The organism is Parapedobacter sp. SGR-10 (assembly GCF_011030405.1).
Lineage (GTDB): Bacteria > Bacteroidota > Bacteroidia > Sphingobacteriales > Sphingobacteriaceae > Sphingobacterium.
On sequence record NZ_JAAJTJ010000003.1, the window covers coordinates 46937 to 63208 of the forward strand.

The 16272-nt window shown below is 45.2% G+C and carries 11 protein-coding genes; all 11 read left to right on the forward strand.

Annotation, left to right across the window (positions count from 1 at the left end; translation table 11 throughout):
- The first annotated feature begins 5 nt into the window (after positions 1-5).
- Entirely contained in the window at positions 6-1667 is a 1662-nt protein-coding gene (locus tag G5B00_RS04290) for a RagB/SusD family nutrient uptake outer membrane protein (RefSeq protein WP_163872025.1), read from the forward strand.
- A 23-nt stretch (positions 1668-1690) separates the two neighbouring features.
- On the forward strand, positions 1691-3115 hold the full coding sequence (locus G5B00_RS04295) for a sulfatase-like hydrolase/transferase (RefSeq protein ID WP_205966297.1): 1425 nt from the start codon (positions 1691-1693) through the stop codon (positions 3113-3115).
- 71 nt (positions 3116-3186) lie between these two features.
- Positions 3187-3855 carry a hypothetical protein gene (locus G5B00_RS04300; RefSeq protein ID WP_163872026.1) on the forward strand — a complete coding sequence of 223 codons (669 nt, stop codon included), beginning with the start codon at positions 3187-3189 and terminating at the stop codon, positions 3853-3855.
- Between the two features lie 55 nt (positions 3856-3910).
- The gene (locus G5B00_RS04305; protein WP_163872027.1) at positions 3911-5473 is read left to right on the forward strand and encodes a fibrobacter succinogenes major paralogous domain-containing protein; all 1563 of its coding nucleotides are present in this window, start codon (positions 3911-3913) and stop codon (positions 5471-5473) included.
- A gap of 23 nt (positions 5474-5496) precedes the next feature.
- Positions 5497-6681: a hypothetical protein gene (locus G5B00_RS04310; RefSeq protein WP_163872028.1), complete on the forward strand. Its 1185-nt coding sequence runs from the start codon at positions 5497-5499 to the stop codon at positions 6679-6681.
- 2 nt (positions 6682-6683) lie between these two features.
- Positions 6684-8213 (forward strand): sulfatase, encoded by a 1530-nt coding sequence (locus G5B00_RS04315; protein ID WP_163872029.1) that lies wholly within the window; start codon positions 6684-6686, stop codon positions 8211-8213.
- A gap of 171 nt (positions 8214-8384) precedes the next feature.
- Positions 8385-9830: a sulfatase gene (locus G5B00_RS04320; protein WP_205966298.1), complete on the forward strand. Its 1446-nt coding sequence runs from the start codon at positions 8385-8387 to the stop codon at positions 9828-9830.
- A gap of 12 nt (positions 9831-9842) precedes the next feature.
- Positions 9843-11486 (forward strand): right-handed parallel beta-helix repeat-containing protein, encoded by a 1644-nt coding sequence (locus tag G5B00_RS04325; RefSeq protein ID WP_163872030.1) that lies wholly within the window; start codon positions 9843-9845, stop codon positions 11484-11486.
- A gap of 82 nt (positions 11487-11568) precedes the next feature.
- Complete coding sequence (locus G5B00_RS04330) at positions 11569-12435, forward strand: DUF4886 domain-containing protein (RefSeq protein ID WP_163872031.1); 867 nt, start codon at positions 11569-11571, stop codon at positions 12433-12435.
- The gene (locus G5B00_RS04335) at positions 12432-14099 is read left to right on the forward strand and encodes a right-handed parallel beta-helix repeat-containing protein (protein WP_163872032.1); all 1668 of its coding nucleotides are present in this window, start codon (positions 12432-12434) and stop codon (positions 14097-14099) included. The genes G5B00_RS04330 and G5B00_RS04335 overlap by 4 nt, the downstream gene beginning before the upstream one ends.
- 226 nt (positions 14100-14325) lie before the next feature.
- On the forward strand, positions 14326-16245 hold the full coding sequence (locus G5B00_RS04340) for a sulfatase-like hydrolase/transferase (protein ID WP_205966299.1): 1920 nt from the start codon (positions 14326-14328) through the stop codon (positions 16243-16245).
- Positions 16246-16272: the final 27 nt, after the last annotated feature.

The window sequence follows — 16272 nt, forward strand, 5'->3', positions numbered from 1 at the left end:
AGATAATGAGAACGATAAAAAAATATGTATACATCCTGTTGCCGCTTGTGACGATATTCGGCTCCTGCGAAGATATTGGATTTTTGGACAAAGAACCACTTTCGACCGGTTCGCCAGACAACTATTATAAATCAGTGAAAGAGTTTGAAACTGCCTTGATGGGGTGCTATGATGCCATCAATATGTCGGGTCTTCCCGGCCGAAACGTGGCCATGGGTACCTATATGTACGGCCTGCAATATATGCTGAGTGCAGGTACAGATGAGTTGATCATAGGCCCCTCTGCTCCCGCCGGTGAAGGACGTAACCAATATGGTATAGCCAACTATAACACCAACAGTAAAGGGATTTCGGATCTTTGGCTGGCTTACTATGCAGGCATTATGCGCTGTAATGTGCTGTTGGACAAAGCGGTCGAATTTGACGTGTCAGGTGAGCAGGGACAAGCGCAGATGACACAGATCCTGGCAGAAGCAAGGTTTCTGCGGGCGTTCTTCTATTACCATTTGGCTTCTTTGTTTGGTGGAGTACCGCTCAATACTTCTTCTTCGGTCGATCCGCTCGCACCACGTGCTAGCTTGGAGACCATCTATACCGAGCTGATCATTCCGGACCTGCTGTTTGCCAAGGACAATCTTTTGCCTACAGCTCCCTTTGCCGGAAGAGCTAGTGCATGGACAGCCAAGGGCTATCTCGGGGTCATCTACAATTATCTGGCGGCCTGCAAACGCTATGCAGCAGGGGAGAGCCTGAATTTCCCACTCAACAGTTTCCAATGGGTAGATGCAGGGCAGATGAGTTCGGAGGCCAAGGATATATTGCAGGATGTGGTAGAGAATAGCCCTTATCGGTTGATAACGCGTTATGATTACCTGTTTAGGGAGACTACCAAATCTTCTCAGCAGGAAGAATGCCTGTTTACGGCAGAGTATGCATTGGTCAATGGAGGCGATGTCTTTCCCGATATCAACTACCTGTTTTGTCCAAGCGGCAATGTGCAGAATGTCGGGGGATCATGGGGAGGGTACCGGCCTACCATCGAATTTGCCAAGCTGTACAATAGGAATATAGATATCCGCTATGCGCACAACATAACTGCGCCGTACACTACCAATATCGAAAAAATAGATAATGTGGATTACTTTGTGCCCGGAGCAAGTAGCGGTCCCGAGTTCTTGAACAACCAGACCGGCAAGTACCGGCACATGGCACCGTACGAAAAAACTATCCGTGTCAATGGTTCGGCGATTTCCGTGCCGCTACTTCGGTTTGCGGATATACTCTTACAGTATGCCGAGGCACTCTATTTTACAGGCGATGAGCCCTTGGCAAGGTCATATTTTGAGCCGGTGCGCGAACGCGTTACCTCCGGTAGCAATTCGGTAGACGATCTGACGGCGGAGTATAACAGAGGGGATTTTATTGTCGAACTGCTCGAGGAGCGTAGCCGTGAGCTGTGCTATGAAAGCAAGAGAAGGATAGATCTTTTTCGTTTCAATAAGCTCAACGATGCTATCCAAGCGTTGGAAAAGAAGGATACAGGACCGAATACCAGGGTGCGTGATTTGCAGACCAATTGGAAGCCTTATAAGATATGGTTCCCCATTCCGCTACGGGAAACAGGACTTAACCCCAATCTGGCAAACAATCAGAATCCGGGATATTGATTTTCTAAAAAATGAATAGGGATATGATAAAAATAAAATATTATTTTTTCAGCGTTATACTGATTATGGCGAGCAAGTTTGGCATTACACAAACCGAACCCTTGTCTAAAAATCCAAATATCATTATCATTTTAACAGATGATCAAGGCTATAATGATGTGGGCTTCAATGGCTGTGAAGACATTCCTACCCCCAATATTGACCGTATCGCCAAGGAAGGTGTAAAATTTACCAATGGTTATGTTACGTACGCCGTGTGTGGTCCAAGTCGGGCAGGCTTAATGACTGGTCGTTATCAAGACCAGTTTGGATTTAGCCGTAATCCTATATTTTCGCCTCAAGACCCGGAAATGGGCTTGCCTTTAAGTGAACAGACATTGGCAGATATTGTGAAAAGTGCCGGTTATAAAACGATGGGAGTGGGTAAGTGGCATTTAGGAGCACATGCTGGTCTTCATCCGAACGTCCGTGGTTTTGACGAGTTTTTTGGCTTCTTGGGTGGTGGACATCGTTATTTTCCAGAAGAATGGACGATTGAACATGAAAGTGAGGCTAAAGGGGAAGGAGGAAGTTATAGAACGAAAATACAGCGTAATGGGAAGCCTGTAGAGGAACGAGAATATTTAACTGATGCGCTCTCACGGGAAGCAGTTTCTTTTGTTAAGCAAAATGCAGGACATCCATTTTTTTTGTATCTCGCTTATAATGCTCCGCATACTCCCTTGCAAGCGACAGAAAAGTATCTTAGCCGTTTTCATCACATTGCAGACAAAAAAAGACGAACTTACGCAGCTATGGTTAGTGCCGTGGATGACGGCGTAGGATTGTTGTTGCAACAGTTGGAGAAATCTGGCATAAGTAACAATACAATTGTATTTTTCTTATCAGATAATGGTGGGCCGGAGCAGGACAATGCATCGGACAACGGTGTCTTACGAGCAGGGAAATCGAGTTTTTATGAAGGAGGGATCCATGTGCCTTTTGCCATGCGCTGGCCGGATAAAATCAAAGCAGGTCAGGTCTGTGAAACGCCTGTTATCTCGCTAGATATTGCTGCGACTATAGTGGCAAATATAAGAGATCGGGTTACGGTAAAGAATGAGCTTCATGGTATAGATGTTATGCCGATAGTGAACGGAACTGTAAAAAATACGCCAAAGAGGACATTGTTTTGGCGCAGATACGATACACAGGAACATATTGCCCGTCAAGGGAATGGTCCTTTCAAGGTTTTGCTAAAAACCAACAAAAAGGAACTGTATAATGTAAATGAAGATATCAGTGAAACACGGAATTTATTCGAAGAGAACCAGCATAAGACAGTACGCGAATTTCTAGTAAAAGAGCTTGAAGAATGGAAAATGAAGCTGAAAGAACCCGCATTCCTGGGACTGGTCAAGGAGCAGATGGATGAATATTGGAAACAGCGGAATAAGAGAACTCCATGAGCACACCGAGAATATTGTCGTTATAAATGATCAGTGAGTAAATAATAAAAAAACTAAAACATCAATGTATTATGAAAACAGTAAATATTAAAAACAGCAGCTTCTGTATGATGATAGTTGTCCTTTTGTGTAGCCTCGGCTTTGCGGTGCAGGCGCAGGAATCTAATTGGGCAAAACAACGTTCGCAACAGTTGAAAAATCAATTGGGGCTGACAGAAGAACAAGCCAATCAGATCTATGAAGCATTGGCTACAGGAGAACGAAAAAAGAAAGAGATCCGGGAAAATACAGGCGGAGATAAACCAAAGATGACAGTTTGGCAAGTCGACAAAGAACAAAACGATAAGATTGCTTCCATTCTAACCGCCGAACAGAATGAAAAATTAAAGCAACTGCGAGAGCAGGCAAACAACAAAAGTCAAGTTAAGGCTCAGGAAGCACAGCAGGCCGCGGCCTCTTCGGGAGCGGTGCCGTATCATAAATGGTCAGATAAGTATTCAAAGCGTCTGAAAAAAGAACTGGATCTCACGGAGGGGCAGACCCAGCAGCTCTATACGTTGCTCGCTACCTTATCGCTAAAAAGGAAAGAGGTTAAAGAAACCCAAGAAGGAGACGATCAGAAGAAAGCCCTGTGGCGGAGGCGGATCAACAAGGAGCAGAGAGACGGTATAGCAGCTATTCTTACACCGGCACAGCGTGAAAAATTAAAGGAATTTCAGGCACAACAAAGGAATAAATAGTAAGGTCAGATGATTTTTTCTAAGAACCAACATAATGAATACTTAAATATAAAACATGAAAAGACACCATTTACTTTTAGGATTTTTATCATGTTTGATACTGATCCTAGCCGCCTGTAGAAAAGACAACAGGGATATCAAACTAGAAGTAAAGAATTCCAATGGACTGGATCTTAATTTTAGTTTTGAAGAGAAGCCTGCTCCGGGCACGCAATTGATTGCCCATCTCTACTACGCGGAGGAGGAAAATGAACCGTTTCTTGATAGAGAACCGGACAAAGTGCTCAAGCATACTCTTACCGCAAAAGAAATCGCAGAAGGATTGACCTTGACTTTTGAAGGTAAGATCACATCCCCCTTTGCGTATGCCATCGCTTTTGCAGATGTGGACGACGATAGTAAACTGAGCGAAGGAGATATTGCCGTGGCTTACGGAGGAGGGGAGTCACTGAATGTCTGGGAAGTCATGAGAAAGGTGGCAACGGCTGAAAGTGTCAGCCATCGCAAGTTTTTGACCATGATCATGGATCGGCTGTACTCCACACAGCGGCCACCATTGGAGATGCTCATCACCTTTCCGGCTCCGCCATTGGCCGGAGCACAGCTGGAGGTCGGTCTATACTATGCCGGGACAGAGGATGAACCGGTGACAGGCCGTACGCCCGACATTATACGCCAGCATACGCTGACCCAATCGGAGATTGACAACGGGCTGACGCTGGTCTTTGAAAACCTCGAGGATGTACCGTATCTCTTTGCAAGAGCCTATGTAGATATCGATGGCGGTGGCGACTTGAACCATGGGGATATTGCGATGTTCTACGGAGGCGCATCCATCAACGATGTGCTGCAAAATAGAGCATTGCCCCAAAATATCGGACCACTTGCGAATGTCGATATGGCCCTGTCCGTATGGCATGCCGACGAGGTCGGTCCACCTGTAGACATTGACGGCAACGAGTACGCTATTGTCACGATCGGTAACCAGGAGTGGATGACCGAAAACCTCAAAGTGACCCATTACCGTACAGGAGCACCGATCCCGACCGGATTTACCGATTCGGATTGGGCAGGTTTGACGTCCGGGGCATATGCGGTGTATTCTACCCCGGTGACAGGTTCTGCGGCATTTCCGGTCACTGTAGCCACAGAGGCGGAGATGGTTGCTCGGTTTGGCCGCTTGTACAATGGCTATACGGTATTGGATCCAAGGGGTGTAGCGCCTGTAGGTTGGCGTGTGCCTACCGACGAGGATTTTAAGGAACTGGAACGCTTCCTGGGTATGCCGGAAGCAGACCTTGAGATATCAGGAGAGAGTACGGCAAGAGGTGCTACCCAGGATGTTGCGGTTAAATTGCGTAGCGCAGTTTGGACATCCGCGCCGGTCGGAACCGACGATTATGGATTTGGCGCCGCACCGGTTGGAAGAAGACATATTACCGGAGCGTTCGAGAAGTTCGGAGCTTGGGAAGGGCATTATATGTGGACGAGTACCCAAAATAACCCGACATCTATTTATATGACTGCAAGAGTCATACGGGCGAAACCTATCAACAGGTATAGTCCCGATTTAAGATCGGGATTTAGCATACGCTGCGTAAGGGATAAACAACAATAGATGAAAAGCATTAAATTGCAGTGATGAAACAGGTGTTTTTATACAGCATACTTATGCTGCTGTTCAGCGCAGGGGGATTGCAGGGGTGTTCGGACACACCGGACACCCTTCCCGACCCGGGTGATCCCGACCGCAAGGAAGAATTGACTTCTATCTTTCCTATACACGGTATATGTCGGCAGAATCTGCAATGGGTGAACAACAGTAAAACCGTTGAGATCGCAAATAATATAGTCAAGAGTGATATTCCGGTCGTACGGATAAACGGGGTGAAGGAAGACGGCAGTATAGACCAGGTCATCCACAGTATCAATATCTTTGCGGATAGAGGGGTCAAAGTGCTGTTGATACAGCCTATGTGGATGGAGATGTTTCCACTGGGGTATCAAAAAGTGCCGGGGCCCAATTTTAAGCTCTATCGGATGGCAGATATTGATCTCGTTCGGTTCCGTAGCTATATGAACGAGTTGTTGAAACAGATAGCACTGCGTACATCTAAAGATGCCTTGATTGGGTTAGAGCTCTTCAACGAAGCCAATTGGGGGGATTTCAACGGTGACCTGCAACCAAACGCGGCAGGAAAAGGGGAGGTGTTTAGATTGGATACACCGCTGGACCTTCCTTCTTTTCAACCTATCTATGCCGGTATTGGTAAGTATGGCAAATGTCTGGCAATCACAAAGGAGCTGATGGATACCCATTTTGCCGATAGGAATGTCAAGTTGGTGACCACCGGTATGGTCAGCGGAGGTGAGCGAAACAACTACAGCTGGTCGATCAATAGAGGTATTTCGGTCATAGCGACTAATATGTTCATGACCCTGCTGCAAGGTAAACATCCTGATCAGTCTGATAAAAAGAATTACCTTCGGTTTGCCGATGGCATAGGTTTACATGCCTATCCGCCATTGGTGGATGATATGGAACATGACCTTCGTACCTATTACTTTAACCCGATCAATGCGGTATTGGAGCAACCGTTGCCGTATTGGATGACCGAATGGGGATTTGCAAGGCCGCAGTTCGAAAACAACGGAGGCGAAGCACGAAGATTGCAATACTTTCACAGCTTTATTGAGGCAATAGAGACTATCGGCAATACGGATATGACGGCCTTGTACGAGTTTGATGCGACCAATAATCACAATATCTGGGAAAATGGAGCCCTGCTCGAAAGTGGAACAATCTTTCAATACATAAATAATTAGGTATGTGGAAACGAATAAACAGTACGTTATTTTTCCTTGTGGTAAGTATATTGACGGGAATAGCACAAACCCATAGCGATAGAGGAAAAGCGAAAAAAAGCAACGTGCTCTTTGTGATGTGTGACCAGTGGCGTCGACAGGCCTTAGGATTTATAGGAGAAGATCCCGTGATTACTCCGAATCTGGATGCTTTTTCAAAAAACGCGGTAGTTTTTAAAAATACCATGACCGTTCGGCCAATCTGTACCCCAAGCAGGGCAAGTTTCTTTTCGGGACAGTATCCGGTAAATACGGGTGTGTATGGCAACGGTGTGAGGATGTCTACCAGGACAATTACCATGGGAGATGTGGCCAAAAAAGCTGGGTACAATACAGGTTATATTGGTAAATGGCATCTTGACGGGCCTAACGAAGGGTATGTGCCCAAAGACCGCCGGCATGGGTTTGATTATTGGATTATTTCTAAAGGAGACAGACCGTTTGAACAGCCCTATTTTATCCAGGATCAAAAAGAGAGGACTGTTGTCAGAAATAGCTGGGAACCAGATTGGGTAACCGATAGGGCTGTTGAGTTTCTTCAATCCAAAAAAGAAGATCCGTTCTTTCTGGTTGTTTCGTACCTCACGCCACACAATGGAGCAGGTAAAGGCTATGAAGACCGCTGGATGCCTGGTAGGAGAGTAAACAATGAAATCAGAAAAGGTGGCGGGTATGCTGCCCCCGAAAGATTTGAGGCGCTTTATCCCGATCCGGAAGGCATGCCCAGACGACCGAATATCAAACCTGTAGGGAGACCTAAAGACGATGCGTGGCGGGCGTTTCCGGGCTATTTTGGAGCCATCACCTCTATCGACGAGAATTTTGGTCGTTTGCTTCAGCAGCTTAAAGATATGGGCGAGTATGACAATACCATTATTATCTTCACATCGGACCATGGAGAGATGCTTGGCTCCCAAGGGCGTATGACAAAGGGGATATGGTATGAAGAAGCTATAGGTATTCCTTTTCTGATTGCTTATCCATCAAAAGTGAAACCTGCTCTCCACGATAATATCGTCAATAGTATCGATATCATGCCCACACTGCTAGGCTTGGCCGACCTGGAAATCCCCGAAAGTGTAGACGGTTTTAATTTTACCGAACTGCTGTTGAGAGGAAAGCAGAAGGATATTCCCCAAGCGGCCTATACCTCTTTTGACCAGGGAGAGATGACAGAGCATGATAGAAGCTGGCGGGCGATACGTACAGATCGGTATCTGTTCTGTCTGGCCAAGGTGGAATTTTATCGCTATATAAAAGACGGTATGGTACTGTATGATCTGCAAGAGGATCCTTATCAGATGAAACCTATTTTTAGAGGAATGGGACGTGACCGGGAGATGGATGAACTGTTTGCGAAATTGAAAGCACACTTGGATAAGACCAATGATCCTTTCATTAGTCGTCAATGGAAGACGGATAGAGCATCGAAGTTCAATTGGAACAATGCGTTGGATAGATCGATATTAGCTGATACGAAATATAGGAAATGATGAAATCTATTTGCCTTGCTTCCGCTTAGACAACATTTTTTAACCAACCATATCCTGATCGGAAGGAAATGAATTTTATGAAAATAATTGGATTGGGATCAGCTGCGGAAAGAGATACTTATAAGCAATTATAATGAACGTAAGAAATAAATAAATTAAAAAACAATGATTATGAATTTGTTATCCCATATATTTAGTAGAAAAATATTTCTGTTTTTTGCTTGCTTGGTTTCGTTTATCGTCAATAATGGTATAGCCATGGCACAAGCCAGCAGGCCTAATATCCTTTTGTTTATTACAGATGACGAAAGCTGGTTTGAGCGGAGCATCTACGGCGAGTCTAAGCTGCCTACACCCAATTTCGACAGAGTGGCTAGAAACGGTGCTTTATTCTTGAATGCCTATTCGTCTGCACCTTCATGTGCCCCGGCCCGGGCGGCTTTACTGTCGGGAAGAAACTTTTGGGAACTGAAACAGGGTGCGTTTATACACGCGTGGTTTCCTCGTGAGTTTCCTATCCTCACGGAGCTGTTAAAAGACGCGGGATACCGGGTCGGTTCGACAGGCAAAACATGGGGCCCCGGTGTCCACCCCGAAGGTGCCCATCCGGCAGATTTGGGGGCTAAAGTATATAATGAGGCCAAACTCGATGCTACCCAAAGGATTCCTCATATATCGGTGCTTGATTATGGTGCCAATTTTGGAAACTTTCTGAAATCGGTCGAATCAGAGCAGCCCTTCTTTTTCTGGTATGGTGTATTTGAACCTCATGCTCCCTTTGATCCCGACAATTGGAAAAGACTGGAATCCGAACACGGCATTGGCCTAGCCGACATATTGATCCCTCCTATTACGAAAGATACAGAAGCAACCCGGAAAAATCGTGCAAATATGGGCTATGAGATCTGCTATGCCGACCAACGTTTGGGAGAAGCTTTGGCCTTGCTGGAGAAAAAAGGACAATTGAATAATACGATCGTGATCGTAACGGCCGATAACGGTACCTCTGTGGGACGCAATAAAGGGAAAACGAGCCCTTACGATTCTGGGACACATGTTCCTCTGGCTATCATGTGGCCCGCAGGCATGCCGGGAGGACGTACGGTAAGTGACTTTGTCAATTTTTCGGATTTTGCACCTACCGTCCTTCAGGCCTGTAAGGTTCCTGTACCACCGTCCATGAGCGGGAATAGTTTTTTGAACGTTTTAAAATCAGATGCTTCCGGCAGGGTGGATAAAAAACGTGATTTTGCGGTGACGGGTCTAGAATGGCACGGTGACGTCGATCCTGCCAGCAAATCGTTTAGGGCAATCACTACGGATACCTATGCATATATCGTCAACTATTCCAACGATCGGCCTGTAGAGCCTTATACAGATCCGGCAGCAGAGATAGCCTCAGAGGAACTGTATGACATGGGCAATGACAGATGGCAGGGAAAAAATCTGATCGGCAATACAGCACATGAAAAAACAAGACAAGAATTGAAGAATAAGCTAACCAACTATGCTTTAAAAACAGGGGATCCAAGATTTACTGGAGACATGTCAACTTTCCGTGAAACGCGAAAATATGTTCAGGAAAGAAAGAAGAATGGATACAAAAATACCAATTAAATGAATTGATACATGAAGAAGACAATCAAGAAGGTATGCATAAGTCTATTAGGATGTTTCATAGCAATGAATAGCTTTGCGGCCGATTATTATGTGCATCCAGTCAAAGGCAATGACAGCAACGACGGAAAATCTATGACAACAGCTATACAGACCCTTAAAAAAGCTAGTCAGATTGCGTTAAAACCGGGAGACAGGCTTCTGCTGGCCGCTGGTGAGAACCACAAAGGCACGCTAGAGCTTGTGGGCCGCAATGGATGGTTAAAACAACCGATTGTCTTAGAAAGCTATGCCTGGCCTGATCAAAAATCGCAAGAACCGGCACATATAGACGGAAAAGGACAAGCCAACGCGCTACTGATCCGCAATTGCACACATCTTCAGATTCGCAAGTTGCATATCACAGCCAACGGCTACACCGGTGAAAAGGGCGCGAAAGATATGCGCTGTGGCATACTGATCACGGCATCCGACAAGATGCACACAGAGAATATCCTGGTAAAAGACGTCAAAGTCAGTGATGTTTTTTACGAAAATCCCGGATATATAAGAGATCCCAAAGAAGTCCGCTCAGCTAATGGAACAGAGCCGTATGGGTTTGGCATCCGATTGATAGCCGGTACATATCCCACTCAGATCAATAATGTACGTATAGAGGACTGTCTCGTCGAAAATGTAGAACATACAGGTATAAAGCTCACCGGAGAAAATTCCAGGGCTAATATAACCCATGTGGTGATGAGTGGAAACAAAGTGACCAAAAGTGGCGGTCCGGGCATGCAGATGTCCAACGTAAAATATGTACATGTGACGTCCAATGAGGTATCTTACTCGGGCAGTACGGACGATGGCCGGAAATGGGGACGCGGCAGCGGATTGTGGACATGGAGTGCTTCCAATGTACTGATCGAAAAGAACCGTTTTTTGTACGCCAATGGACCGGGCGATTCGGCAGGCATACATATTGATTTTCATTGTGACAATATCGTTGTACAATATAATTTCAGTGCACACAATGCCGGAGGTTTTTTTGAAGTACTGGGTAATACCAATAATTGTACCTATCGCTACAATATCAGTGTGAACGATGGGGCACGTGTCAAAGGAGAAAACGGGGCCTTTCAGGAAGGAAAGATATTCTGGTTGAGTGGGTATCAAGGCAAAGCATCGAGAAAGCCGCCTGTCAATACATATTTCTATAACAATACTATTTATGTAGGGAAAGGGATTGAATCAAAATTTGCTATCGAAAAAGGAACAGAGGGATTGTTGATCGCAAATAATATTTTCTGTATAGAAGGAGATTCCAAGCGGGTAAACGATGATCAGAGCAGTTGGGAAAAACCACTTGACAAACCGTTGGAGCGCCTTGTTTTTCGCAATAACCTGTATCTAAAGACTGGAAATTGGCCGGAGGTGATCCCGATTCAGGATGAAAGCCCCTTGATCGGAGACCCTGATTTTGCAGGCAAGGGTGGATTGAATATCGCTGACTACATACCTCACAATAAGGAACTCGTAAAAGATAAAGGTATCGAGATACCTTTTATTCCAGGGGATGTATTCGGTCTGGTACAGGGATTGAATCTTGACAAAGATATGGCCGACAATACGATTGATGGGCTTCCGGATATCGGCGCTGTAGAGGTGAAGTAAATGGGATTTATCGGTATTTGATCAGTAACTAAGCAATCAAGGTGCAATGAGACTAAATGATATAAAAATAAGGTGTTTGACCATGTTGAAGCGAGGCGTTGACCTTTTGATAATTGTGTTTGCTGTTTTCTTTTTTGAGGCAAACGCACAGTCTGTAAGTTCGGCAGGCAAGAAGCCGGTTAAGATATTGGCAATAGGAAATAGTTTTTCGGAGGATGCTGTTGAATATCATCTGAGCCGTCTGGCAAAAGCTGATAGCCTTGAGGTGATTATCGGCAGTTTGGTTGTGGGCGGTTCCACTTTGGAACAGCATTGGAAAAATGTGTTAAACGCAGATTCTTCGTATAGGTACACCAAGATAAACTGGATGGAAAATTCCAGAACGGTTCGGAAAAACACCCGGCTGACAGACGGTATAAAAGATGAAGAATGGGATTACATTACTTTTCAGCAAGTCAGTCATCAATCGGGGATTTACGCAAGTTACTTTCCTTATATCACTGATCTTATAGCATTTACAAAGAAGGAGGCTTTGAATCCCAAGGTAGAATTTGCGATACATCAGACCTGGGCATACAACAAAGAGTCTACACACTTCGGATTTGCTAATTATAATAACAACCAGATGGAAATGTACAACGCTATCATCGGTACGGTGGATAAAGTGGCCAAAGAAATCGGTGTCAACATGATTATTCCTGCCGGAGTAGCGATACAAAATGGCAGATATGTAGCGCCGGAAACTGATTTTTGCAGGGATGGTTTTCATTTGTCGCCTATAGGGCGGTATGTGGCTGCCTGTACTTGGTATGAGAAAATATTGGGTAAGCCCTCTCCGGGTAATTCTTTCTGTCCAACGACATTAGATGCTGGAAAATGCCGTCTTGCGCAGGAGATCGCCCATAAGGCCGTCATGGATCCGTCTAAGAATGAAAAACAAAATAAATGATGAAATACATAAGACCGGTACTCGTTCTAATAGCGGTTGCACATATACTGAGCAGTTGCACAAAATCTGAAACAGACTCTATAGACGAAGAAATGCTTCCCGAGACTATGGGAACAGATTACTATGTCCATCCTACCATGGGGAATGATACGAATAGTGGCACCTCTGCCGATCGGGCTATTCGCACCCTTGAAAAAGCAAGCCAGATAGCTTTGAAACCGGGAGATAGGCTGTTGTTGGCAGCAGGAGAGCGGCATATCGGTACGTTGGAGCTTATCGGCATTCGTGGCAAGCCGGACAGCGTGATTACCGTGTCGGCCTTTGCACCGACAGCGGACAAAAAAGGCGAGCAAGCTCACATAGATGCAAAAGGAGAGGCCCAGGGTGTGCTGATCCGGGATTGTCAGCATATACACCTGCGTGAACTGTACATCACTGCAAATGGTTATAATACAGAAAATGAAGATCTTGACATGCGATGTGGAGTGTTGGTTACGACCTCAGCACAGGGGCACATAGAGGATGTCGTTTTGTCGGATATGACGATAAGGGATATATTTTTTGAGAATCCCGGATTTGTGCGTGATCCTGATGATGTGAACAGCGCTAACGGTACCGGGGCTTATGGTTATGGTATACGTATGATCAGCAACCGGGCGACAGCCGGTATAAAAGATGTCCGAATAGAAGATTGTCATATCGTAAATATAGAGCATACGGGAATCAGATTAACGGGAACCGCCCAAAACATCAGTGATATAGTGATGACAGAAAATCAGGTTCAGCGTACGGGAGGGCCGGGCATTCAGATGTCAAATACCCGGGACGCACACATTGTATCCAACGAAGTTTCCTATTCCGGCAGTACGGATGATGGTCGGAAGTGGGGACGTGGTAGCGGACTGTGGACCTGGTCGGCCTCGCGTATATTGATCGAGAAGAATCGTTTTTTGTATGCCAATGGCCCGGGAGATTCTGCCGGCGCACATATCGATTTCAATTGCGACAACGTCATTATGCAGTACAATTTCAGCGCGCATAATGCAGGCGGATTTTGCGAAATATTGGGCAATACCTACAACTGTGCTTATCGGTACAATATCAGCGTAAACGATGGTCACCGCGTGAATGGGCAGGGTGGGGCTTTTCAGGATGGGAAGATCATTTGGCTGAGTGGTCACATAGGAAGCGGTAGCAGTAGGAAACCTCCCATGAATACCTATATTTACAACAATACCATATACGTAAGACCCGACATCGTGGCCAGATTCGCGATCGAGGACGGAACGGACGGATTGCTGATCGCTAATAATATATTCCATATAGTCGGTGAGTCCGGAACATCGGAAAATAACCGAATGATAAAAAAAAGATTAGACCGTCTTTTCTTTAGCAATAACCTCTTTCTGAAAGCTGAAAATTGGCCATCCATATTTCCGATAGAAGATAGTCAGCCTATATTCGGAAATGTCGATTTCGAAACGATAGGAGGTTGGCAGATACAACATTACCTACCGCGCAACAAGGCATTGGTGAAAGGTAAAGGAATTCCTATAACGCGTCTTGAGGGAGATGCCGACGGATTGATGTTGGATGTGATCCACGATATCATGGGAGAGCCCATCGGTACGATGCCGGGTCTGGGTGCATTGGAAGTAAAATAGGGGGCTTTAATACCAATTAGTGTTATAAAATGGCCAATTAGAGCAGAAAAGTCTTTCCTCTCGGAGGTATTTTTGTACTGATTGGTTATCCTTCCTTGTCGTATTCGGAAAGAAAGCCATACTTGAAACCTTATTTATAAACTTTAAATACACACAACTAAAATAAAGATGTCAATATGGGAATGTGCGAAATGTCAATAGTGTCATCGTAAACGAAATATCACTCATGAAGCAATTTTTGGGAACTATTTATATCCGTTGGTGGTTTCGGTATATGCTGATGGCCAATTTATGTGTAGGTGCAGGTGCTTTTCAGACACAAGCAACCGAGCGCCCCAATATCCTGTGGATTACCATAGAAGACACTTCGCCGCAATTTGTCGGATGTTATGGCAATAAAGTAGTAAGTACGCCGAATATCGATCGGCTTGCCCGGGAAGGAGTTCGTTTTACCCAAGCATTTTCAACGAATACCGTTTGTTCTCCCAGCCGTACAAGCATTATTACAGGAGTGCCAACGTGGAAAGCAGGTACAGGAAACCACCGGAGTAAATACCCGGTTCCTGATTTTATGAAAGGTTTTCCCTATTACCTACAGCAAGTAGGTTATTATACGACAAATACAGCCAAAACAGATTACAATGTGGCCAACGAGAAAGCGTATATCCAAGAAGCTTGGGATGAGAGTTCGGGTCATGCGGGTTGGTGGAATCGATCGCCTGGGCAGCCATTTTTTGCCGTGTTCAATTTTGATGACAGCCATCAATCACGTACAATGACATGGCCCTACGACCAATATCAACAAGAGGTGTTGAAACAGCTTAGCTCAGAGGAGCATGTTTTGGATAATGCTTTCGAAGTCCCGCCCATATACCGCGACAGTCCGGAAATGCGGAAACAGCTGGCTCGCGTTTACAACTCGTTGAACCTGACCGACAAGAAAATCGGCAAACTGTTAGAACGTTTAGAGGCAGACGAACTGACTGACAGCACAATTATTTTCTTCTTTGCCGATCATGGGGAGGGGATGCCCAGAGGAAAAACAAATGGAATTGATTTGGGATACCGTGTGCCTTTTGTTGTCTGGTTTCCACCCATGTACCGTCATCTCTCGCCCTGGGGTGATGGAGTAGTAACAGATGAATTAGTGAGCTTTGAGGATTTAGCTCCTACACTCATCAGTATGTGCGGAGGAAAAGTGCCGGAATATATGAAAGGCCGGGTGCTTATCGGGAAAAACAGAGACAAACCTGTGGAATATCTGATGCTGGCTTCCGATCGGTCGGACAACGGGCCCGATATGGTCAGAACGATCACCGATGGCCGCTATGTGTACAGTCGTAACTATATGGCTTATATGCCGGAATTGCGCTATATCAATTATATGGAAATTGGGGAAATCAAACAACAGATACGTAATGATTTTCGATTGGGCAAATTAAACAGATTGCAAGAAAGTTTCTTTGAGCCGCGTCCTGCCGAGTTTTTGTTTGATACGAAAAATGATCCTTGGGAGATGCGGAATTTAGCCGGTGATGTGGGGCATTCGATACGATTGCAAAGGATGTCTGCGGAACTGGAACGACGTATGATAGAAGGCCGGGATGTGATGTTGTTGCCCGAGTTTGAGATAGCTAAACTGGCCGAATCCGGTCAATCTCCCTTTTTGTTCAGAACGGACGAGAAGAAGTTTCCATTGAAGTCTATTTATGAAGCGGCAGCACTGTCCGGCAAGCGAAGTCCCGAAGTGGTCAAACAACAGATTAAAATGCTGACAGATTCAAACAATGTAGTACGGTACTGGGCTGCATTAGGGTTGATGTGTCAGTCTCAGCAATCACTGGCATCTTACCGTAAAGTTTTGTCTCAGGCGCTGCAAGACACTTATCCGCCTGTTGCCATTACCGCGGCAGCAATTGGTTGGAATTGTTTTTCAGATAAATCGGCGGCAACCACATTAATACGTTATGCCCATGCAGATAACGGCCAATTAGCATTATTAAGTCTCAACTATATGCTTTATGTCAAAAACCGGGAGGCGTTTGTTCAGGCATTGGAAAAGATGAATCAGCAGGATATACAGGATAAAAATATTCGCTGGGCAATCGAAGATTTTCTAGAATCGGTAAAGAAAAGTAAAGGTTGATATTGATAGGATAGCAAGAGAAGAATA